The sequence below is a fragment of the Ruegeria sp. BC8 genome (assembly GCF_056535705.1).
The window spans coordinates 1,242,097-1,263,775 of record NZ_JBQFIV010000001.1 but is presented as its reverse complement, the minus strand read 5'-3'; the positions used below and the strand labels follow the sequence as shown (position 1 = coordinate 1,263,775).

Below are 21,679 nucleotides of genomic sequence, written 5' to 3'. Positions count from 1 at the left end.
CCGGCAGTTTTTTTACCTGTCCATACGTGATTATATCCTGAGTGAAAGGAAATCCGACCATGAGCAGACGTCTGTTGATCGTTGAGGATGATGAAGACACGCGGGACTTCATCGCCAAGGGATTTGGCGAGGAAGGTTATGTCGTCGAATGCGCCGAGGATGGCCGCGAAGGTTTGTACCACGCGACCGACGGCGGATTTGACGCGGTCGTTCTGGACAGGATGCTGCCCGGGCTGGATGGTCTGGCCCTGATCAAGTCAATGCGCGCCGCCGGGGTCAAGACGCCGGTTCTGATGCTGACAGCCATGAGCGCCGTGGACGAGCGGGTGAAAGGGCTGCATGCGGGTGCCGACGACTATCTGGTCAAACCCTTCTCATTTCAGGAACTTCATGCCCGGATCGAAGCCCTGTTGCGCCGACCTCAGGAATCCGAGGAAACCCCGACTCTCAAGTGCCGCGACCTTGAAATGGATCTGTTGACCCGAAAGGTCACGCGCAACGGTCGCGAGATCACCCTGACGCCCAGAGAGTTCCAGATTCTGGAATTCTTCCTTCGCCGGAAAAACCGGGTGGTGTCGAGGACGATGCTTCTCGAAGGTGTCTGGGACTATCATTTCGACCCGAATACAAACGTCGTCGACGTTCACATCTCCAAACTGCGTCGGCAATTGGATGAAGGTGGTGAACCACCGCTGATCGAAACCGTGCGCGGGGCCGGTTACATGGTTTCTGATGGTTAAGTCGCCCTTGTCGTTCAAGGACTCTAGGACACGGTTGGTGCTGGCCAGCATGGTGCTCAGCACATTGCTGACCGCGGCCGTATTGTTGCTGGTCTATATCACCGCCAACCGCACGATCGAAGGCGAAACCCGATCTGTCGTGTCCGCCGAACTGACCGGGCTGGCGGACGAGTACGAACGCCTCGGGCTAGTCGGCCTGATGGTGGCCATCGAACGCCGGCTTCCGACCGCGTCCGAGCGTGATGCGCTTTATCTGTTGGCTGACCGCTCGGGAAAAACCTTGGCCGGCAACCTCAAGCGATGGCCCGAAGGCATCGCCGCTGGCAGTGGGTGGGTGGATCTGGAACTGCGCAGAACCGAGACGGATCAGCTGGTCCCGATCTCCGCCGCATCGATCTTGCTGCCCGGCGGCGAACGGCTGTTGGTGGGCCGCGACGCCCTCGCCCGTCAGCAGTTCGACCGGGTGCTGTTTCATTCGGTGGCGCTGGCCCTGGGCGCGGCCCTTGCGCTGAGCATTCTGACCGGTTGGCTTTTGACCCGTCTCGTGTTTTCGCGGCTGAAGGATATCGCCGACACCGCAGAAACCATCGTGTCCGGCGACCTGTCCCAACGAATGCCACAGCGTGGTACCGGCGACGAGTTCGACCAGATGGCAGGCACATTGAACAACATGCTGGACCGGATCGAAGAGTTGGTCAGCAACTTGCGCACTACGTCGAATTCGATCGCGCATGATCTGCGGTCACCTCTGTCCCGGTTGAAGCAGCGGGTGGTCGCCTTGGCCGAGCCAGGCAAAAGCGACCTGGATCGTGAGGTCGATATCGCCCGAGCAACAGCCGAAATCGATCACGTGTTGCGGGTTCTCGGGCAGCTGACCGAAATCTCACGCGCCGAGGCGGGGTTGGGGCGGGAGCAGTTTGAACCTGTGGATCTTGAGCGCTTGGTGAACGATGCCGTGGAGTTGTACGAACCGGTCGCGGCCGACAAGGATGTGCGCCTCGAGGTCACGGGTCGGGCAGCTCCAATCATGGGGCACCGCCCTTTGCTGTCGCAGGCCCTGTCGAACCTTCTGGAAAACGCCATGCGCTATGCCCCTGAAGGAACTGCAATTTCCATCGAACTGCGCGAAGACGGCCCGTTTGCCCTGCTGAGTGTCCGCGACCGCGGCCCGGGCGTGCCGGCCGAGATGCTGTCGCAGCTTCAACTGCCCTTCGTCACGCTCGATCCCGCGCGATCGGACCGAAACTCAGGCCTCGGACTGGCTTTGGTGGCGGCCATCACCCGCATGCATGGCGGGGGCTTCAGTGCCCAGAATGCGGATCCCGGGCTGAAGGCAGTTCTGAAGCTGGCGCAAAAACCCTAGGTTAACGCCCCACCCCTTTTTTCGATCAAAGGGACGCGGGCAAGGAAGCATATCCGCGGAACCGCATACGTCCGCCTCTGACACGTTCATCGGACAGTTGGAAATCTGGGAACCGTGTCACGAACCGCGACAGGGCGACCCGCCCTTCAAGGCGCGCAAGTGTAAGACCTGCGCAAACGTGCGGCCCGCCGGCAAAGGCAAGGTGACGGTTCGGTTTGCGCGAAATGTCGAACCGGCCCGGGTCTGGGAACACGGCCGGATCCCTGTTTGCAGCGCCGATACACAGATGAAGGTTGGTGCCCTTGGCAATCGAACGCCCGTCAATCACGACGTCAGCCGTCGTTTCCCGGTTGCCGAACTGGTTGGGTGAACGGAACCGCAAAACCTCTTCGACCGCCGAATTGATCAGGCTTGGATCATCCATAAGCCGCTGACGCTGCTCCGGGTGGTCATGCAGCAGGGCCAACCCGTTTCCGATCAGGTTCGTCGTGGTCTCATGACCCGCATTCAGAATGAAGATGCAATTCTGAAGCAACTCGATTTCACTCAACTTTTCGTCGGCCCCTTCACCGCGGATCAACCGGGTCAATACGTCGGTTTCGGGGTCGCCGGGCGTGGCCCTGCGCCGAGCCACCAGATCGGCCAGATACTCCTTGAAGTCCCGAACGGCCGCATGGCCGTCTTCGAGTTGCTTGGCGGTCAATGCCGGTTCGAGCGCCCCAAGAATGGCCAGGGACCAGTCGCGCAGCGGTTCGCGCTCGTCCACCGGTACGTCCAGAAGGTTTCCGATGATCTGGATCGGGATGGTGGCGGCATAGTCTTCGATCAGATCCACTTGCCGCTTGTCTTCCAGGCGATCCAGCAAGAGATCGACAGTCTGGATCAAACCGGGCTCCATCCGGGCGATGGCGCGCGGGGTCAGGGCCGAAGTCATGATTTTGCGAACCCGCGTGTGCAATGGCGGATCCGAGAACACCAGCGAGGTGGTGTGATGCTCGAACAATGGTGATCCCGGACCAAATTTTGGCGCGAACACGGCCTTTTTGTCGGACGAGTACAGGGTCGTGTCCCGATAGATCCGGTCCAGATCAGCATGCCGCGACAATAGAACCGAGCCATCGGGCTGCGCCAGAACCGGCGCCGAAGACAGCAGCGCATCATAAAACGGGAAGGGATTGTCGATGAAGCCCTCAGGCGGGTTCATCAGGTCCAGATTGCTGATGTCGCTTGTCAATTCCTTCCCCCTCCTGCACGGACCCGTCGCTCAATGCCTAGCGCAACGGAATTCGTCGCACAACGTTCCGGCGGGCAGTGACAGCACGCCCCGGCAAAGCTAAGAAAGAAACATGCCCGAACCTGTGTCTTCCATCCGCAACCTTGGACCTGCATTCGAACAGGCCTGTGCCCGTGCGGGCATCCACTCGGCCGAGGAGCTGCGCGAGCTTGGTGCCGATGCGGCTTATGCCCGGCTGATACAGGCCGGAACCCGGCCTCATTTCATCGGTTATTACGTGTTGGTCATGGGCTTGCAGGGCCGCCCCTGGAACGATTGCAAAGGCGAAGAAAAGAAAGCCCTGCGCGCAAGGTTCGATGCTTTGAAATCGTCAATGAACCGGGCTCCGGCGTCCCGGATCATCGCGGATCTGGATGCCATCGGTGTACGTGTCGGCCCTGACGATCTGAAATCCGTCTGACCAACAAAAAACCGCGGCCGAAATCGGACGCGGCAATCTCGACAGGTATCGTGGTGCGGCTTAGCCGACCAGTTCGATGCCCGAGAAGAAATATGCGATCTCAACCGCTGCGGTTTCCGGCGCGTCCGAGCCGTGAACCGAGTTCTCACCGACGGACTCGGCGAATTCGGCGCGGATGGTGCCCGGTGCCGCATCGGCGGGGTTGGTTGCACCCATGACTTCACGGTTCTTGGCGATGGCGTTTTCGCCTTCCAGAACCTGAACGACAACCGGTGCCGACGACATGAACTCGCACAGTTCGTCATAGAACGGACGCTCGGCATGAACTTCGTAGAACTTTCCGGCTTGTTCCTTGGTCATGTGGATGCGCTTCTGCGCGACGATGCGCAGGCCGGCTTCCTCGAACTTGGCGTTGATCTTGCCGGTCAGGTTGCGGCGGGTTGCATCGGGCTTGATGATCGAAAAAGTGCGTTCCAGTGCCATATCGGGCCTCTCCTTGGTCTGACGGCGCGGGCTGGGCCGCGCGAAATTCATCGCGCGCCGCCTAACACGGTATTTCGCCCGTGAAAAGTGGAATGATGGCGCGATCGCGCCTTTGGGCGTCAGATTGCGTCGGGAAGCGGGTCCCGTGCATCCACCCAACGGACATACAGAACGGCCAAAAGGCCCAGAAAGCTGCTGCCTGCCATCATCGACAGCACCAGATACGGGCCGTTTTCGGGGCTGACCGCAGCTCCGGTGATCGAAGTGATGACCGCACCGAGCGCGACGATCAGAGCGCCCGACAGGCCCGCCGCGCTGCCGGCCATTTGCGGTCGAACCGACATGACGCCCGCAGACGCGTTGGCGTTCGTCAAACCGTTTCCAAAACCAACAAAGATCGCTGATCCAAAAAACACCCAGACCGACCCCATCCCCCCTAAAAACAGCAACAGCCCGCAGAACGGCCCGACCGAGGCGATGATGCGCCCGGCCAGAATCATCGTCGTCAGCCGAGTCCGCGCTGCGATCCGACCGGTCACGAAATTGCCGACCATGAAACCGCCGGTGATGATGCCGATCCCCAGGCCCAGTGTCGCGGGGCTCAGATCGAACCAGGCGGCGGCCACCAGGGGCGCTCCGGTGATGAAACTGTAGAACCCCCCGATCGAGAATGCCGCGCACAACGCGTAGCCCCAGAACCGCCGGGCACGGAACAGGTGCGGGTATTCGCGCATCTGCGCGGCAAAAGTGGCGGACCGGTTGTGGTTGGTCTCGCCCATATCCGCCCAGAGCAGCGTCAGCAGCGCCGCCCCTGCAACCGTGTAAAAGACGAACCCGGCCCGCCACCCGAACAGCATGTCCAAAGTGCCACCCAGCATCGGGCCCAGCATCGGCGCCAAAGCCATTGCCATGGCGACATATCCCAGCTTGCTTGCGGCCTCGTTGGGCGGAAACTGGTCGCGGATCGACGCGGCAGACAGCACCGAGCCCCCGACCACGGCGGCCTGCATCAGACGGAACCCCAGAAAGGTCCAGATCGACTCCGCCAGAACACAGCCAAGTGACGCCGCCACAAAGACCGCCATGCAGGTCAAAAGAACCGGCCTGCGCCCGAACCGGTCGGACATTGGCCCAAGGATCAGTTGCAGTACGGCGGACACGGCCAGATAGGCTGCGATCGACAGGTTCACCAGCGCATAATCCGCCCGAAAATCGACCGCCATGTTCGCAAGGGACGGAAGGAACATGTTCAACGACAGCACGGACAGACCGGTCGCAAGGACAAGGGTCACCAAAGAGGGTGGAGTTTGTGCGGCCCGCATCTCAACATCCGAATTTCGTTCATCTGCAAAAGCGCTAGCACAGCGCATGTGGTTTGCACATGGCTTGCGTCTGGCGGTGCCAGTATCGCTCTGCTAAGAGCGGCCCATGCTACGGATCGAGAACATCACCTATTCGGTCGAAGGCCGCCCTCTGTTCGAGGGCGCCAGCGCCACCATTCCCGAAGGCCACAAGGTGGGTCTGGTCGGCCGCAACGGTACCGGCAAGACCACTCTGTTCCGCCTGATCCGGGGCGAGCTGGCGCTGGAATCGGGCAGCATCACCCTGCCCCGACGCGCGCGGATCGGCGGTGTGTCACAAGAGGTGCCCTCGTCAAACGTGTCGCTGATCGACACGGTCCTGGCCGCCGACACCGAGCGCAGCGCCCTGATGGCCGAGGCGCAGCAGGCCACAGACCCCGACCGGATTGCCGAGATTCAGACCCGGCTGGCCGATATCGACGCCTGGTCGGCCGAAGCCCGAGCGGCTACGATCCTCAAGGGGCTGGGCTTTGACGATGCCGATCAGCAGCGGCCCTGCTCCGATTTCTCGGGCGGCTGGCGGATGCGGGTCGCTCTGGCGGCGGTTCTTTTCTCACAGCCCGACCTGCTGCTGCTGGACGAACCGACCAACTATCTGGACCTTGAAGGCGCGCTGTGGCTGGAAAGCTATCTGGCGAAATATCCGCATACGGTCATCGTCATCAGCCACGACCGGGGCCTGCTGAACCGGGCGGTCGGCTCGATCCTGCATCTGGAAGACCGCCAGCTGACCTATTACGCGGTGCCCTACGACAAGTTCGCCGAACGCCGCGCCGAACGTCTGGCTCAGGCCGAGGCCGAAAACGCCAAGGCCAAGGCCCGCATCGCCCATTTGCAGAGCTTCGTTGACCGGTTCCGCTACAAGGCGTCCAAGGCCGTTCAGGCACAATCGCGGCTGAAGATGATCGAACGGATCCAGTTGATCTCGACCCCGCAGGAGGCCGCCTTGCGCGCCTTCTCGTTCCCCGAGCCCGAGGAACTGTCGCCCCCGATCATCCAGATCGAAGGCGGCGTCACCGGCTATGGCGACACCGAGGTGCTGAGCCGTCTGAACCTGCGCATCGATCAGGACGACCGGATCGCGCTGTTGGGGAAGAACGGTCAGGGAAAATCGACACTGTCCAAGCTGCTGTCGGACCGGTTGCCCCTGATGGCCGGCAAGATGACCCGCAGCAGCAAGCTGCGCATCGGGTATTTCGCCCAGCATCAGGTGGATGAGTTGCATGTGGACGAAACCCCGCTGGATCACCTGCGGCGCCTGCGCCCGACCGAGACCCCGGCCCAACTGCGCGCGCGTCTGGCCGGGTTCGGGCTGGGCGCGGATCAGGCCGAAACCGAGGTGGGCCGGCTGTCGGGCGGCCAGAAAGCGCGCCTGTCGCTGCTGATCGCGACGATCGACGCGCCGCACATGCTGATCCTCGACGAGCCGACCAACCATCTGGACATCGAAAGCCGCGAGGCCCTGGTCGAGGCGCTGACCGCCTATTCCGGTGCTGTGGTTCTGGTCAGCCACGACATGCACCTGCTGGGGCTGGTGGCCGATCGGCTGTGGTTGGTCTCGGACGGCACGGTCAAACCCTTTGACGGCGACCTGGAAGCCTATCGCCAGATGCTGCTGGCGCGCGACAAACCACCGGCCCGGGAAAAACCGGCCGCCAAACCCAAACGCGCCTCTCGCGATACCATTCTCGCGCTACGGGCCGACCTGCGGAAATGCGAGGAACGGCTGGAGAAATTGACGGACATGCACGAAAAGCTCTCGGCCAAATTGTCCGACCCGGCCTTGTACGAAGATGACCGGATCGCTGATCTGGAAACCTGGAACCGAAAATTCGCCGAGGTGGTCGAGGCCATGTCCCGCGCCGAGGCGCTGTGGGTCGCCGCCGCCGAGCGGCTGGAAAGCGCAGAGGCCGCCGCATGATCGAAATGGCATTCTTCATAACCGCGTTCACAACCCTGTTCGTTGTGATCGATCCCTTTGGCACCGCACCGATCTTCGTCGCGCTGACACAAGGAATGGACCCGGCCACCCGTCGCCGCGTCGCCTACCGCACGTGCCTGACCGCTTCGGGCATCCTTATCGCCTTCGCCGCTTTCGGAGAGGCGGTTCTCGGCTTTGTCGGCATCTCGATGGAGGCTTTCAAGGTCGCTGGCGGCGCATTGCTGTTTCTGACCGCGCTCGACATGCTGTTCGAGCGGCGCAACAAGCGGCGCGAGGACCGAGCGGAAGAAGAAGAGCACCCTGACCCCTCGGTCTTTCCGCTGGCCATTCCGCTGGTGGCCGGGCCCGGATCGATCGCAACGATCATCCTTCTGGCCGGTGAGCACCCCGGCATTCAGGGCATCGCTGCCGCTGTCGGCGTGATGCTTGCCGTGATGGCGGTTGTATTGCTGTTCTTCTTGTCCAGCGGCCTGATCGCGCGCATTCTGGGCAAGACCGGCCTGACCGTGCTGACCCGCCTTCTGGGCATGTTGCTGGCCGCGCTGTCGGTTCAGTTCATTCTTGACGGGCTCAAGGCCTTTGGGTTCGCGTCCTGAAACCCCATATTGACCTTATGAAAGAAGGTTTCGGGTGCCCGCATGGATGGTAACGATTTTGGACGGTTGGCCTATCTGGTTCTGCTGGGAGCCGCACTGCTGATGTGGTTCTTCACTCACAATCGGCAGTCGTTGGGGAAGACCCTGCAGATGGCTATGGCCTGGGTCTTCATCTTCATCGGGATCATTGCCGTTGTCGGCCTTTGGGGCGACATCCGCTCGACCGTTGGCGTATCTCCGCAGATGTCCGTGACCGGAGATGTGATCGAAGTACCCCGCTCGTTCGACGGGCACTACTACTTGCCGATGCTGGTGAATGGCAAACCGGTGACATTCCTGGTGGATACCGGGGCCAGCCAGATCGTGCTGAGCCCGCAGGACGCGGAGCGCGTCGGATTCGATACCGGTCAGCTGACCTTTCACGGGCGTGCCTCGACCGCAAATGGGGTGGTCCAGACTGCGCCTGTGCGCCTCGACAGCCTGGCGTTGGGGCCCATCACGGACCGAAATGTTGCGGCATGGATCAACGGAGGAGATCTGGACCAGTCCCTGCTGGGCATGGATTACCTGCACCGTTTTTCCAACATCCAGTTTTCTGACGGCCGGATGATCCTGTCGCGCTGAACGGCGGCTTTCGGGATTGAGAACAAAGTGCGAACATGCTAGCATTCGGCCATGTCCACGCATCTTCTTGGCCGCAAACCGGCGCGCGCGGCGCCGGGGCTGACCCTGCATGATGAGATTTCGCTGCAACTGGCCCGCGTGCACGAGGCCTGCGGCCCCGCGCGGCGCAGCTTTGCCATGTGGCTGGCCGGTCAGGCGCAGGGGCCGGTTCTGTGGATCTCGCCCGCGTGGGAGGCCGATCAGCTGAACCCCGACGGCATGATGCCCTTTGCCGATCCCGCCCGTTTCCTGTTCGTCCGCCCCACCCGGGCCGAGGACCTGCTGTGGTGCATCGAAGAGGCGCTGCGCAGCGGGGCGGTGCCGCTGGTGATCGGCGATCTGCCGGGGGCACCGGGCCTGACGCCGGTGCGCCGGATGCATCTGGCCGCCGAACAGGGGGGCACGATGGGTCAGGCCCCGCTGGGGCTGCTGCTGACCCCGGGCGACGGCGGCGCGCAGGGCATCGAGACGCGCTGGCACATGGCCCCGGCGCACACGGGCCAGACTCGCCGCTGGACCCTGACCCGCCGCCGCGCCCGCGCCCTGCCCCCGGTCAGCTGGCACGCCACCCAGACCGCGCCGCGCACCGGGCTGCACCTGCAACGGATCGGCGTCGAGGAAACCTGCGCCTGACCGACCGGCCCCGGATCACGCAAGTTGTGACTGGTCAAACCGCATCCCGCCCCCTAGCGTGCCGAAATGACCCATCCGATCCACGACAGCCGCTATTCCTGGCTTCGCCTTCTGGTCACGCTGGCCATTGCGGCGGTGGCCAATGTGGGCATGTGGGCGGTGATCGTGGTGATGCCCGCGATCGAGACCCAGTTCGGCGCCAGCCGGGCCGAGGCCTCGATGCCCTACACGCTGGCCATGATCGGATTTGCGCTTGGCAACATGTGGCTGGGTCAGGTGGTGGACCGGCTGGGCGTGACCAAGGCGCTGATCGGTGCCGCAGGCCTCAGCGCGCTCAGCTATCTGCTGGCGACATGGGCGCCGACGATCACGATGCTGTCGGTGGCGCATCTGCTGCTGGGCCTGGGCACCGCCGTCGGGTTCGGCCCGCTGATCGCCGACATCTCGCACTGGTTCCTGCGCCGACGCGGGATCGCCGTGGCGCTGGTGGCCAGCGGAAACTATCTGTCCGGCGCGATCTGGCCCACGCTCCTGTCCGGTATCCTCGCCCGCGACGGGTGGCAGCAGGTCTATCTGACATTGGCGGTCATCACCCTGATCGTTGTCATCCCGCTGTCGCTGCTGCTGCGCCGGCAGGTCCCGGCCGAGGCGCATGGCACCGCCGCAGCCGCCGCGCAGATCAACGCGCGCAGCGTCGGCCTGTCGCCGCGGACCCTGCAATATGTTCTGGGCCTCGCCGGAATTGGCTGCTGCGTCGCAATGTCGATGCCGCAGGTCCACATCGTCTCCTACTGCGTGGGGCTGGGTTATGGCCCGGCGGTCGGGGCCGAGATGCTGTCGCTCATGCTGATGGGCGGTGTCGTCAGCCGGATCATCTCGGGGCTGGTGGCAGACAAGTTGGGCGGCGTTCACACGTTGCTGATCGGGTCGATCCTGCAATGCATCGCCCTGTTCCTGTTCCTGCCTTATGACGGGATGGTGTCGCTCTATGTCATCAGCCTGTTGTTCGGACTGGCGCAGGGCGGCATCGTGCCCAGCTATGCGCTGGTCGTCCGCGAATACATGCCCCCGCAAGAAGCCGGGGCACGGGTCGGTTTCGTGATGATGATGACGATCATGGGCATGGCGCTGGGTGGCTGGATGTCCGGCTGGATCTATGACGTGACCGGGCAGTATGAACTGGCCTTCGTGAACGGGATCCTGTGGAACGGGCTGAACATCGCCATTATTGCGACACTGCTGATGCGCTCGCGGCCGCGCCAGGGGCGGGTTCCGGCATGAGCCGCCTGACCCGCCGAACTCTGGTACTGGCGGGGCTGGCATCGCTGCCCTTGGTGCGGCACGCCGTGGCCGCCCCGGTTCCGTATATACTTGAAACACAAGGGACATTGATCGAATTCACATTCGGTCTGGCTGGCTCGGCCCAGACCGGCACCATGCCGATCCAGACCGCTGATGTTCTGGTGGACACGAAAAACCTGCGCAACAGCATGGTCGACGTCGTCCTGAACGTCGCCGAGGCACGCACGAAACTGCCGTTTGCACGCGGCCCGATGCTAAGCCGATCCGTGTTGGATGCCGCGCGGTTTCCATCTATCCACTTCGTCTCGACGGCCGTCAGCCTTGGCCCCGGCGGACGCATTTCCGACGGAGCGACCGTCACCGGCGATTTGACGGTGCGCGACGTGACTCGTCCGATCACTCTTGATGCCGCTCTCTATCGCCCACCGGGTTCCGCAAAGGACGATCTGGACCGGCTGTTCATCCATTTGACCGGCGCGTTGAACCGGAACGATTTCGGCGCCACCGCCTATGCGGACTTGGTCGACGAAACTGTGGGATTGAACATACGAACCGAAATTCGCAGAAAACCCTGAAACTGGCGGAAAACGACACCACAAAGTCGAATAGCCGCGCGCATCGTCATGCGCCATTCGGACATCTACTGGACCCATGCGTACCATCATCTCATTCGCCGCCCTTTTTCTTTCGGTCATTCTATTGCAGCTTTCCACGGGCGGCGTGGGTCCACTGGACGCGATATCCGGCCTGACGCTGGGGTTTTCGACCGAACAGATCGGCCTTTTGGGCTCGGCTCACTTCTTGGGCTTTTTCGCGGGATGCTGGTGGGCGCCAAGGTTGATGGGATCCATCGGGCACTCGCGCGCCTTTGCGGTCTGCACGGCGCTGGGCGCGATGGGTCTGATTGGCCACACGCTGACCGAAAACCCCTATGCCTGGGCCTCGCTGCGCATTGCCTCGGGCACCTGCGTGGCGGGTTGTTATACCGTCATCGAGGCCTGGCTGAACGCCAAAGTCACCAACGAAACCCGCGGCCGCGCCATGGGCACATATCGGTTGGCCGATATGGGGGCGTCCCTCAGCGCGCAGTTGATCATCGCCGTTCTGCCGCCTGCCTCTTATGTCTCTTACAACCTGCTGGCCATCCTGTGCTGTGCCTCGTTGCTGCCGCTGACCCTGACGCGCGCCAGCCAGCCCGAAACCCCGGACGCACCGCGTTTGCGGCCCAAGCTGGCCTGGCATTGCTCGCCCTTGGCGGTGGCTGGAGTGATCGTCTCGGCCATCAGCTCTGCTTCGTTTCGGATGGTTGGTCCCGTCTACGGACAAGAGGTTGGGCTGGGCGTCGATCAGATCGCGTTCTTTCTGGCCGCCTTTGTACTGGGCGGCGCGCTGGCGCAGTATCCGGTCGGGTGGCTGGCCGACAAGTACGACCGGCGCTGGGTGCTGATCTGGATGTCGATTGCCGCCGTTGTCAGTTGCAGCATCACCATGGCCGCCAGCGGCACGGGCACCGTCGGCGTCATGCTGGCCGCCGGATTGTTCGGAATAACGACCTTTCCGATATTCTCGATCTCATCCGCGCATGCCAACGACTTCGCCACCACCGAGCAGCGGGTGGAACTGTCGGCGGCGCTGATGTTCTGGTATGCGCTGGGGGCTATCGCCTCGCCCTATGTTTCCTCGACGCTGATCGAGCAATTCGGCCCCGGCGCGCTGTTTGCCTTCGTGGCCTTGGGCCACGCGGTCCTGATCATCTTTGGACTGGCCCGGATGCGCTCGCGCCCGACACCCGAGGAACGCACCAACTACGTCTACGCGCCGCGCACGTCCTTCACCATCGGCCGCCTGCTGAAACGCTCGCGCGAAGGGCGATAGCATTCTGGGGCTGGGATTTCCCGATCCGGTTTGATAGAGCGCGCGCAGACAGTTAGGCGGAAACCAAACATGGCTCGGATTCTCATTACCTCGGCAATTCCCTACATCAACGGGATCAAGCACCTTGGCAACCTGATCGGCTCGCAGCTGCCGGCGGATCTGTTCGCGCGCTACCAGCGCGGCCGCGGAAACGAGGTCATGTTCTTGTGTGCCACCGACGAACACGGCACCCCGGCCGAACTGGCCGCCGCCAAGGCGGGCAAGCCGGTGGCCGAATACTGCGCCGAGATGCACGAGGTGCAGGCCGACATCGCCAAACGCTTTGGCCTCAGCTTCGATCACTTCGGCCGGTCGTCCAGCCCGCAGAACCACAAGCTGACCCAGCATTTCGCCGGCAAGCTGGCCGAGGCCGGGCTGATCCGCGAAGTGACCGAAAAGCAGGTCTATTCCAACGCCGACGGCCGTTTCCTACCCGACCGCTACATCGAAGGCACCTGCCCCAACTGCGGCTACGAAAAGGCCCGCGGCGACCAGTGCGAGAACTGCACCAAGCAGCTAGACCCGACGGACCTGATCGACCCGCGCAGCGCCATTTCCGGCTCGACCGACCTTGAGGTGCGCGAGACCAAGCACCTGTATCTGCGCCAGTCGGCGATGAAGGATCAGCTAGACGCCTGGATCGACGGCAAGACTGACTGGCCGGTGCTGACCACCTCGATCGCCAAGAAATGGCTGCATGACGGCGACGGCCTGCAGGACCGCGGCATCACCCGTGACCTGGACTGGGGCATCCCGGTCAAGAAGGGCGACGAGGACTGGCCCGGCATGGAGGGCAAGGTCTTCTACGTCTGGTTCGACGCGCCGGTCGAATACATCGCCTGCGCCAAGGAATGGGCCGACGCCCACGGCAAGCCGGATGCGGAATGGGAACGCTGGTGGCGCACCGACAAGGGCGCTGAAGACGTGCGTTATGTGCAGTTCATGGGCAAGGACAACGTGCCGTTCCACACCCTGTCCTTCCCGGCCACCATCCTCGGCTCGGGTGAGCCGTGGAAGCTGGTCGATCACCTGAAGTCGTTCAACTATCTGAACTATGACGGCGGACAGTTCTCGACCAGCCAGGGCCGCGGCGTCTTCATGGACCAGGCGCTGGACATCCTGCCCGCCGACTACTGGCGCTGGTGGCTGCTGAGCCATGCGCCCGAAAGCAGCGACAGCGAATTCACCTGGGAGAACTTCCAGCAATCGGTCAACAAGGACCTGGCGGACGTGTTGGGCAATTTCGTCAGCCGGATCACCAAGTTCTGCCGCTCGAAATTCGGTGAAGAGGTTCCGTCCGGTGGCGAATACGGCGAACGCGAACAGGCGCTGATCGAGGAACTGACCAAGCGCATTCGCGCCTACGAGGCGCACATGGAGGCGATGGAGGTCCGCAAATCGGCGCAGGAACTGCGTGCGATCTGGGTTGCGGGCAACGAATACCTGCAGGCCGCTGCGCCTTGGTCCACCTTCAAAGAAGACCCGGAACAGGCCGCCGCGCAGGTGCGGCTGGGCCTGAACCTGATCCGGCTTTATGCAGTACTCAGCGCGCCGTTCATCCCTGAAACTTCGGCCAGAATGCTGAGCGCGATGAACACGCTCGATACCAGCTGGCCCGAGGACGTGGAGGCCGCGCTGAACGCCCTGCCCGCCGGACACGCATTCACGGTGCCGGACGTTCTGTTCGCCAAGATCACCGACGAACAGCGCGAAGATTGGCAAACACACTTTGCCGGAGTGCGGAGCTGAGTACAGCAAGGGGGCCGGCGGCCCCCTTTTTTTCAGCCAACTGACCCGACCGATCCGGTGAAATCGTCGGACGAAATTGGTTCGACGGCCGAGACATCCCCGGACAGGGTTCGAGCGTTTAAAATTCAAATACTTGAGAATTTTCAACAATGCCTCCATCCTGACTTGGAGTTTAATCGACTCGGGCTTCAGGAACGGTCCGGCTCGACCCAAATCCCGGTTTGAATGAGGCACTCGCAATGACCGTTGAAAAGACGCTTACCCACACGACCAGCAATCGAACGCTCTCGCGTCTCGGCCTTTGCGCGACACTGCTGGCATGCCTTGCGTTTACACCGGTCGCATTTGCCCAGGATCAGTCGGATGCACCGCCGCCCAAGGTTTCGATTGCGGCCGCATACACACAGGAAATCACCGAGGAGGCTGTTTTTATCGGGCGGGCCGAAGCCACGGACAACGTGGACATCATCGCACGAGTCAGCGGCTTCCTGGAAAGCCGGAATGTCGAAGAAGGCTCGTTGGTCAACGAGGGTGATCTGCTGTTTACCATTGAGCCCGACCTGTACCAGGCCACGCTGGACGCCCGAAAAGCGGATCTTGATCGGGCCGAAGCCAATCTGGAACTGGCCAAGGTCGACCTGGCCCGCAAGGAAGAACTGTACAGGCGCGACGCAACGCCGGAATCCGAGCGCGACATTGCCCGCGCGAACGAGTTGGTCGCCGAAGCCGAAGTCAAAGCGGCCAACGCAGCCATTCAACAGGCGCAGCTTGATCTGGACTACACGCAGATCCACGCGCCGTTTTCCGGCCGGATCGGTCGGATCAGCACCAGCGTCGGCGACGTGGTCGGCCCCAACACGGAACCGCTGGTCAACCTGATCAGCGAAGCGCCGATCTACGTTAATTTCTCGTTGAATGAGAAGCAGTTCACCTCCGTTCTTCAGACCGTTGGTGAGACCGCCTCCACCCTTGCTGAAAGCAACAAGAGCCCGGTTGTCCGGCTTACGCTGCCCAATGGTACTGAGCTGGAGGAAACCGGCAAGATCGTGTTCGTGGACAACCGGATCGACCCGTTGACCGGCGCGATCACCCTGCGTGCCGAGTTTGCAAACGACCAACGTCTGATCGTGGATGGCGCCTTTCTGAACGTTCACATCGAGGCGCTCGAGCCAACGCTTGAGGTGCTTATTCCTCAAGCTGCCCTGCAGCGAGATCAACGCGGAGAGTTTGTGCTGGTGGTCAACGACAAGCAGATGGTCGAACAGCGCTATATCACGACGGGCGACACGGTCGGTTCTGCCGTCATCGTCAAGGAAGGTCTGCGTGAGGGCGAAAGCGTCATCGTGGAAGGGCTGCAAAGGGTGCGCCCGGGTGTTGCCGTTGACGCCGTTGTCGCCTCTGAACAGCCGGGAGAATAACTGATGTTTTCCGCCCTGTTCATCAGCCGGCCCAAGCTGGCACTTGTGATCTCGCTTGTGCTGACAATCATGGGGGCGATCGGCTACATGGTCCTGCCGGTTGCCCAATTCCCGGACATTACGCCGCCGGTGGTCAGCGTCACGACGACCTACACCGGCGCCAACGCCGAAACCGTTGAAAACACGGTTGCCGCGCCGATCGAAGCGCAAGTCAACGGCGTGGATGACATGATCTACATGACGTCCACATCCTCGGACAACGGCTCGTATTCGCTGAACATCACCTTCGAGGTGGGCACCGACCCCGACATCGCGTCGGTCAACGTGCAGAACCGTGTGGCACAGGCCATGTCCTCGCTCCCGACCGAAGTTACCTCGTCGGGGGTGGTGACGCAGAAAGCGTCGACGAACATGCTGTTGCTGGTCACGCTGACCTCGCCCAACGGCACCTATGACAGCGTGTTTCTGTCGAACTACGCGTCGATCAACCTCAAGGATGCGTTGGCGCGGGTGCAGGGCGTTGGCAAGGCCGACGTTCTGACCAACCTGGAATACGCGATGCGGATCTGGATGGACCCCGACAAGATGGCCGCCCTGTCCATCACGCCGGGTGACGTGATCTCGGCCATTCGCGAACAGAACATCGAGGTTTCCGCTGGCTCGATCGGTGCCCCGCCGGTGCCCGAAGGCCAGACGTTCCAATACACGATCAAGACCAAGGGACGCCTCACGTCTGCCAAGGAATTCGGCGATATCGTGATCCGCACCGGCGACGCCGGCTCTATCGTACGGGTCCGCGACATCGCACGGGTCGAACTGGGCGCTCAGTACTATGCCGCCTCCGGTTTATATCAAGCCGTACCTGCCACCGTCATCGGCATCTATCAAGCGCCGGGCGCCAATGCGCTGGCGGTGTCCGATCGGGTTCAGACAGAACTGGAGCGCCTGTCGCGCGCCTTTCCGACGGATGTCGAATACGACGTTCCGTTCAACACCACCGATTTCGTCGAACAATCCCTCAACGACGTGGTATCGACGCTGGTTCTGACCTTCATCCTGGTGATTTCGGTCGTGTTCATCTTCTTGGGCAGTTGGCGGGCGACTATCATTCCGGCGGTGGCGATTCCGGTCTCATTGATCGGGACATTTGCGTTCCTGCTGCTGTTCGGGATGTCGCTGAACACAATCTCGCTTTTTGCACTCGTGCTGGCCATCGGGATCGTGGTTGACGACGCGATTGTGGTCGTCGAGAACGTGGAACGGATCATCGCCGAGGAAGGCCTGCCGCCGGCTGAGGCGACCCGCAAGGCCATGGGGCAGATTACTGGCCCCGTCATTGCGACAACTCTGGTTCTGCTGGCCGTCTTCGTCCCCGTGACCTTCATGCCCGGTATCTCGGGGCGGCTGTATTCACAGTTCGCGGTTACGATCTCGACCGCCGTCGTCATCTCGTCCATCAATGCGCTGACCTTGTCGCCAGCGCTGTGCGGTTTGGTCCTTCAGGCGCGTTCAGGCCCGCCCAAGGGTCTGCTGGCGGTGTTCGAGAAATTCATCGGGACGATGCGCGCAGGTTATGTGTCCATCGTGCGCAAGCTGCTGATCGTCCCCGTGGTCTCGCTCGGGATCATCGCGGGCTTTGCCTTTGGCGGCGTGACTATCATGTCGAACACCTCCAGCGGGTTCCTGCCGCTTGAAGACAACGGCTATCTTTTCGTGGACATCCAATTGCCCGACGCGGCCACACTGGAGAGAACCGAGGCGGTATCCAAACGTGTCGACGACCAGATCCGCGAGATTCCGGGCGTGGCGAATACCGTTCTGATCAACGGATTCTCACTGCTGAACGGAACCATCACCAACGGCGCGGCTGTGTTCGTCAACCTCGACAACTGGGACGAACGGCAAGACGAGGATCTGACGGCGGACGCCATCCTGCAGAAGGTACTGGCCATCGCCAACGGCGAATCCGCCGCCTCGATCGTCGCATTCAACCCGCCGCCGATCCAAGGTCTTGGCATGTCGGCGGGCGTCGAAATGGAGGTTCAGCAAACCGGAGGCGGCTCGCCGCAGGATCTGGCCTCGGCCGTGGGATCCTTTGTCTACGCGGCCAACCAGCGGCCTGAAATCGGCCAAGCCTACACGACTTTCCGGGCCAACGTCCCGCAGCTGTTCGTGGATCTGGATCGGGAAAAGGCAAAAACGCTGAACGTATCGGTCGCCGAAATCTTCCAGACCATGCAGGCTCAGCTTGGCTCGTACTATGTGAACGACTTCAATCTGTTCGGCCGCGTCTATCGCGTGATGATCCAAGCCGAAGGGTCGTATCGTGACAATGTCGAGGACATCTCGAACCTGTACGTCCGCTCGAACACCGGTGAGATGGTCCCGCTGGGAACGCTCATCGACGTCGAAAACGTGCTTGGCCCGGTTCTGTTGAAACGCCACAACCTGTTCCGTTCCGCGACGGTGACAGCGGTTCCGGCCGAAGGTCTGTCGACCGGTGACGCAATCACCGTGATGACAGAAGAGTCGGCGACCGCCCTGCCCCCGGGATATGCCTTTGAATGGACCGGAACCGCCCAGCAACAGCTGGCATCCGGCGGGCTGGTCGTGGTGATCCTGGGGCTGGCTATTTTGTTCGGGTATTTGTTCCTGGTCGGCCAATACGAAAGTTGGACGATGCCGGTCTCGATCCTGCTGTCGGTGATCGTGGCACTGTTCGGAGCGGTTGCGGCGGTGGCGATCGTGGGCAGTGACATCAACCTGTACACGCAGATCGGGATGATCATGCTGGTGGGGCTTGCTTCAAAGAACGGCATCCTGATCGTGGAATTCGCGATGGAGCAGAGGGCCAAGGGTCTGTCTGTCAAGGACGCCGCCGCCGAGGCTGCGCATCAGCGTTTCCGGGCCGTCATGATGACCGCGCTGTCCTTCCTGCTGGGCGTTGTGCCCCTGCTGGCAGCCAGCGGTGCTGGTGCCGCCAGCCAGAAGGCGATTGGTGTGGCCGTATTTGGCGGGATGCTCGCCGCGACACTGTTCGGGGTGATCCTGGTGCCGGTCCTCTATGCGGTGATGCAGAGCATGCGAGAGTGGATCAAGGGCACGAACAAGGATCCCGATCCTTCTGAAAAGGCGGCCTGACCGACAGAAAAAAGAAACGCCCCGCGACATCCGCGGGGCGTTTTTCTTTGGTGGGTAATTAAGCGGTTTTCCGTTGTTGCTGACGACGCTTCTGCATCCAGGCCTCGATCTGCTCAACCTGCTCGGGTTTCAGGCGCAGTCCCAGTTTGTTTCGACGCCAGATCACATCCTGCGCTGTACGGGCATATTCCTTGTCGATCAGCCATTCGAGCTCACGCTCGGTCAGGGTCGCGCCAAAATCGACGCCCAGATCATCGGCCTGGACCGCGTTCCCGAGGATGATGCGTGCTTCGGTGCCGTACGCATGTACCAGACGGTGCGCCCATTTGTCGGTGAGGAATCCGTAGTTGGCCTTCAATCCGGCAACCAGTGCCTCGACCCCGTCGACCGGGAAATCCCCACCCGGCAGAGCAACTCCCGCAGTCCAAGGGCCAGAGAGGTCTGGGAAGTGCTCGGCCACCTTCTCCATCGCGCTTTCGGCAAGGCGGCGATAGGTTGTGATCTTGCCACCAAACACGTTGAGGACCGGAGCGCCGCCCTCGGCGTCCACTTTCAATGTGTAGTCCCGCGTAGCTGCCGTGGCGCTTTGGGCGCCATCATCATACAGCGGGCGCACGCCGGAGTAGGTCCAGACAATGTCGTCACGCGAGACCGGCTTCTTGAAGTATTTGGACGCGAAGGCGCACAGATAATCCTGCTCGGCCTCAGTGCAGACGGGCGGCTCGGACGGATCGGGGTGGTCCTGATCAGTGGTCCCGATCAGAGTGAAGTCCTGCTCATAGGGAATGGCGAAGATGATGCGCCCGTCCTCACCTTGGAAGAAGTAACATTTGTCATGGTCGTAGAGACGCGGCGTCACGATATGGCTGCCGCGCACCAGCCGCACGCCCTCGCGTGAGTTCGAACGGATCTTGGTCCGAATGATGTCTCCAACCCACGGCCCGCCCGCATTGATCAGCATCCGCGCGCGCAGTTCACGGGTTTCACCGCTTTCGCAATCCTGCACGGTGATCTGCCAAACATCTTCGCTGCGTTCGGCCGACAGAACCTTGGTGCCCACCAAGATCCGCGCGCCGCGTGCCTCTGCATCGCGTGCGTTCAAGATCACCAGCCTTGAATCCTCGACCCAGCAATCGGAATACTCATACGCGGTTTCGAACTTGTCCTGCAGCGGCGCACCCTCGGGCGCCGTGCGCAGGTTCAATGAACTTGTTCCCGGCAGGATCTTCCGGCCGCCCAGGTTGTCATACATGAACAGCCCCAAACGGATCAGCCAGGCAGGCCGCCGCCCCTTCATCCACGGCATGACCGTCCCCAACAGGCGCGACGTGGGCGTTTCAGAGTCAAACCGCATGTCCGGGTGATACGGCAGAACGAACCGCATCGGCCAACTGATATGCGGCATGGCACGCAAAAGCGTTTCACGTTCGATCAGGGCCTCGCGGACCAGACGGAACTCGAAATACTCCAGATAGCGCAGCCCTCCGTGAAACAGCTTGGTCGAAGCAGACGAAGTGGCCGAGGCCAGATCGTTCATCTCGGCGAGCGTGACGCTCAACCCGCGCCCTGCGGCGTCGCGCGCGATGCCACAGCCATTGATGCCGCCACCGATGATAAAAAGATCGGTAATCTGGGTGTCCGACTGTTCCATGTCTGATGATTCCATTTGCAAAAGGGTCGCGCGCATTAACGCGACCGGCACTCGTTTAGTCAATTTTGATTTTCGTTTTTGTTCGCTTTGTCGCATCTTGTGCAACTTGATTGTCGGGCACTTCTATCTCCTTTGGCACCCAATCAAGAAAACATCAGACTTGCGCTCGATGCCCAAAAAGAACAAAAACGAACAGAGCCACACCCGCGGAGCCGAATATGTCCCTGTCCTTTCGCCAATCCGACATCCTGAGCCTTGCCAAGCAAAACGGACGTGTCGCGGTCGAGGATCTGGCCGAGCGGTTCAATGTCACTGTCCAGACCATTCGTCGGGACCTGTCGGAACTGTCCGATGCCGGGATGCTGGACCGCGTTCACGGCGGCGCGGTTCTGAGGTCGGGCGTTTCGAATATCGGTTACGAAGACCGCCGCGGATTGAACGGCGAAGCCAAGACACGCATTGCCAAACGGTGTGCCGCCGACATACCGGACGGAGCATCGGTGTTCATGAATATAGGCACCTCGACCGAGGCCGTGGCGCGGCAACTTCTGACCCACAAGAACCTGATGGTCGTGACCAACAATATGAACGTGGCCAACATTCTGGTCGAAAACCCTGAATGCGAGATCGTGGTCGCTGGTGGTGTTCTGCGCCGATCAGATGGGGGCCTGATCGGCAATCTGACAGTCTCGACCATTCGTCAGTTCAAGTTTGACTACGCGGTCATAGGGTGTTCTGCGTTGGATAGCGAAGGCGATCTGCTGGATTTCGATTTTCAGGAAGTGAACGTCAGCCAGACAATCATCGCGCAGGCGCGGCATACCAGCCTTGTTGCCGACCACTCGAAGTTCCAGCGGTCGGCCCCGGCCCGCATCACGTCATTGTCCGAAATCGACACGTTCTACACAGACGCTCCCGTCACATCCGAACTGGCGGCGCGCTGCCGCGAATGGCAGACCCAATTGGTGGTGTGCAGCTAGGGTTCGCTCGCACTTAAGGCGAACGGACGATCCCAAAACTTGCCAGATG

The 21,679-nt window shown here is 61.7% G+C and carries 18 protein-coding genes; 14 read left to right on the top strand and 4 right to left on the bottom strand.

The genetic code is table 11. The features are described from left to right. The first annotated feature begins 59 nt into the window (after positions 1-59). Both ACR3EK_RS06425 and ACR3EK_RS06420 read left to right on the top strand, forming a co-directional pair. Positions 60-740, top strand: coding sequence for a response regulator transcription factor (locus ACR3EK_RS06425; protein WP_093961855.1), 681 nt, complete (start codon positions 60-62; stop codon positions 738-740). A 37-nt stretch (positions 741-777) separates the two neighbouring features. Then, positions 778-2,103: a sensor histidine kinase gene (locus ACR3EK_RS06420; RefSeq protein ID WP_367647656.1), complete on the top strand. Its 1,326-nt coding sequence runs from the start codon at positions 778-780 to the stop codon at positions 2,101-2,103. A 25-nt stretch (positions 2,104-2,128) separates the two neighbouring features. On the opposite strand, the gene ACR3EK_RS06415 is transcribed toward ACR3EK_RS06420, so the two are convergent. Then, positions 2,129-3,307: a cytochrome P450 gene (locus ACR3EK_RS06415; RefSeq protein WP_480634009.1), complete on the bottom strand. Its 1,179-nt coding sequence runs from the start codon at positions 3,305-3,307 to the stop codon at positions 2,129-2,131. 142 nt (positions 3,308-3,449) lie between these two features. Between ACR3EK_RS06415 and ACR3EK_RS06410 the strand changes: the two genes are divergently transcribed. Continuing rightward, complete coding sequence (locus ACR3EK_RS06410; protein ID WP_480632971.1) at positions 3,450-3,797, top strand: TfoX/Sxy family protein; 348 nt, start codon at positions 3,450-3,452, stop codon at positions 3,795-3,797. Positions 3,798-3,857: 60 nt separating this feature from the next. On the opposite strand, the gene ndk is transcribed toward ACR3EK_RS06410, so the two are convergent. Then, positions 3,858-4,280 carry a nucleoside-diphosphate kinase gene (ndk, locus tag ACR3EK_RS06405; protein WP_027237357.1) on the bottom strand — a complete coding sequence of 141 codons (423 nt, stop codon included), beginning with the start codon at positions 4,278-4,280 and terminating at the stop codon, positions 3,858-3,860. A 119-nt stretch (positions 4,281-4,399) separates the two neighbouring features. Next, positions 4,400-5,602: a multidrug effflux MFS transporter gene (locus ACR3EK_RS06400; protein WP_480632970.1), complete on the bottom strand. Its 1,203-nt coding sequence runs from the start codon at positions 5,600-5,602 to the stop codon at positions 4,400-4,402. A gap of 106 nt (positions 5,603-5,708) precedes the next feature. Between ACR3EK_RS06400 and ACR3EK_RS06395 the strand changes: the two genes are divergently transcribed. The 10 genes from ACR3EK_RS06395 to ACR3EK_RS06350 all read left to right on the top strand — a co-directional run bounded on the left by ACR3EK_RS06395 (position 5,709) and on the right by ACR3EK_RS06350 (position 18,999). Next, positions 5,709-7,562, top strand: a complete 1,854-nt coding sequence (locus tag ACR3EK_RS06395) for an ABC-F family ATP-binding cassette domain-containing protein (RefSeq protein WP_480632969.1) — start codon at positions 5,709-5,711, stop codon at positions 7,560-7,562. Further along, positions 7,559-8,179, top strand: a complete 621-nt coding sequence (locus tag ACR3EK_RS06390) for a MarC family protein (RefSeq protein ID WP_093961850.1) — start codon at positions 7,559-7,561, stop codon at positions 8,177-8,179. The genes ACR3EK_RS06395 and ACR3EK_RS06390 overlap by 4 nt, the downstream gene beginning before the upstream one ends. Before the next feature lie 42 nt (positions 8,180-8,221). Further along, positions 8,222-8,803: a retropepsin-like aspartic protease family protein gene (locus ACR3EK_RS06385; protein WP_170338984.1), complete on the top strand. Its 582-nt coding sequence runs from the start codon at positions 8,222-8,224 to the stop codon at positions 8,801-8,803. Positions 8,804-8,854: 51 nt separating this feature from the next. After that, complete coding sequence (locus ACR3EK_RS06380) at positions 8,855-9,475, top strand: ImuA family protein (protein ID WP_170595027.1); 621 nt, start codon at positions 8,855-8,857, stop codon at positions 9,473-9,475. 66 nt (positions 9,476-9,541) lie between these two features. Next, positions 9,542-10,756: an MFS transporter gene (locus ACR3EK_RS06375; protein ID WP_170339548.1), complete on the top strand. Its 1,215-nt coding sequence runs from the start codon at positions 9,542-9,544 to the stop codon at positions 10,754-10,756. Next, entirely contained in the window at positions 10,753-11,352 is a 600-nt protein-coding gene (locus ACR3EK_RS06370; protein ID WP_480632968.1) for a YceI family protein, read from the top strand. Before ACR3EK_RS06375 ends, ACR3EK_RS06370 begins: the two co-directional genes overlap by 4 nt. A 76-nt stretch (positions 11,353-11,428) precedes the next feature. Continuing rightward, on the top strand, positions 11,429-12,652 hold the full coding sequence (locus tag ACR3EK_RS06365; protein ID WP_480632967.1) for an MFS transporter: 1,224 nt from the start codon (positions 11,429-11,431) through the stop codon (positions 12,650-12,652). A gap of 69 nt (positions 12,653-12,721) precedes the next feature. Then, complete coding sequence (metG, locus tag ACR3EK_RS06360) at positions 12,722-14,440, top strand: methionine--tRNA ligase (protein WP_480632966.1); 1,719 nt, start codon at positions 12,722-12,724, stop codon at positions 14,438-14,440. Positions 14,441-14,679: 239 nt separating this feature from the next. Continuing rightward, a complete protein-coding gene (locus ACR3EK_RS06355; RefSeq protein WP_480632965.1) occupies positions 14,680-15,858 on the top strand; it encodes an efflux RND transporter periplasmic adaptor subunit in 1,179 nt (392 codons plus the stop codon). Positions 15,859-15,861: 3 nt separating this feature from the next. Further along, complete coding sequence (locus ACR3EK_RS06350) at positions 15,862-18,999, top strand: efflux RND transporter permease subunit (RefSeq protein ID WP_480632964.1); 3,138 nt, start codon at positions 15,862-15,864, stop codon at positions 18,997-18,999. Between the two features lie 58 nt (positions 19,000-19,057). Here the strand turns inward: ACR3EK_RS06350 and glpD are convergent, their stop codons facing one another. After that, positions 19,058-20,650 carry a glycerol-3-phosphate dehydrogenase gene (glpD, locus tag ACR3EK_RS06345; RefSeq protein ID WP_480632963.1) on the bottom strand — a complete coding sequence of 531 codons (1,593 nt, stop codon included), beginning with the start codon at positions 20,648-20,650 and terminating at the stop codon, positions 19,058-19,060. A gap of 218 nt (positions 20,651-20,868) precedes the next feature. Between glpD and ACR3EK_RS06340 the strand changes: the two genes are divergently transcribed. After that, complete coding sequence (locus ACR3EK_RS06340) at positions 20,869-21,630, top strand: DeoR/GlpR family DNA-binding transcription regulator (protein WP_480632962.1); 762 nt, start codon at positions 20,869-20,871, stop codon at positions 21,628-21,630. The last annotated feature ends 49 nt before the right edge of the window (positions 21,631-21,679 follow it).

Excerpts from the sequence above, each read along its gene's own strand:
- ACR3EK_RS06425 (WP_093961855.1), top strand. The coding sequence starts at position 60 with ATGAGCAGACGTCTGTTGATCGTTGAGGATGATGAAGACACGCGGGAC.
- ACR3EK_RS06415 (WP_480634009.1), bottom strand. The coding sequence starts at position 3,307 with ATGAACCCGCCTGAGGGCTTCATCGACAATCCCTTCCCGTTTTATGAT.
- ACR3EK_RS06410 (WP_480632971.1), top strand. The coding sequence starts at position 3,450 with ATGCCCGAACCTGTGTCTTCCATCCGCAACCTTGGACCTGCATTCGAA.
- ndk (WP_027237357.1), bottom strand. The coding sequence starts at position 4,280 with ATGGCACTGGAACGCACTTTTTCGATCATCAAGCCCGATGCAACCCGC.
- ACR3EK_RS06400 (WP_480632970.1), bottom strand. The coding sequence starts at position 5,602 with ATGCGGGCCGCACAAACTCCACCCTCTTTGGTGACCCTTGTCCTTGCG.
- ACR3EK_RS06395 (WP_480632969.1), top strand. The coding sequence starts at position 5,709 with ATGCTACGGATCGAGAACATCACCTATTCGGTCGAAGGCCGCCCTCTG.
- ACR3EK_RS06390 (WP_093961850.1), top strand. The coding sequence starts at position 7,559 with ATGATCGAAATGGCATTCTTCATAACCGCGTTCACAACCCTGTTCGTT.
- ACR3EK_RS06385 (WP_170338984.1), top strand. The coding sequence starts at position 8,222 with ATGGATGGTAACGATTTTGGACGGTTGGCCTATCTGGTTCTGCTGGGA.
- ACR3EK_RS06380 (WP_170595027.1), top strand. The coding sequence starts at position 8,855 with ATGTCCACGCATCTTCTTGGCCGCAAACCGGCGCGCGCGGCGCCGGGG.
- ACR3EK_RS06375 (WP_170339548.1), top strand. The coding sequence starts at position 9,542 with ATGACCCATCCGATCCACGACAGCCGCTATTCCTGGCTTCGCCTTCTG.
- ACR3EK_RS06370 (WP_480632968.1), top strand. The coding sequence starts at position 10,753 with ATGAGCCGCCTGACCCGCCGAACTCTGGTACTGGCGGGGCTGGCATCG.
- ACR3EK_RS06365 (WP_480632967.1), top strand. The coding sequence starts at position 11,429 with ATGCGTACCATCATCTCATTCGCCGCCCTTTTTCTTTCGGTCATTCTA.
- metG (WP_480632966.1), top strand. The coding sequence starts at position 12,722 with ATGGCTCGGATTCTCATTACCTCGGCAATTCCCTACATCAACGGGATC.
- ACR3EK_RS06355 (WP_480632965.1), top strand. The coding sequence starts at position 14,680 with ATGACCGTTGAAAAGACGCTTACCCACACGACCAGCAATCGAACGCTC.
- ACR3EK_RS06350 (WP_480632964.1), top strand. The coding sequence starts at position 15,862 with ATGTTTTCCGCCCTGTTCATCAGCCGGCCCAAGCTGGCACTTGTGATC.
- glpD (WP_480632963.1), bottom strand. The coding sequence starts at position 20,650 with ATGGAACAGTCGGACACCCAGATTACCGATCTTTTTATCATCGGTGGC.
- ACR3EK_RS06340 (WP_480632962.1), top strand. The coding sequence starts at position 20,869 with ATGTCCCTGTCCTTTCGCCAATCCGACATCCTGAGCCTTGCCAAGCAA.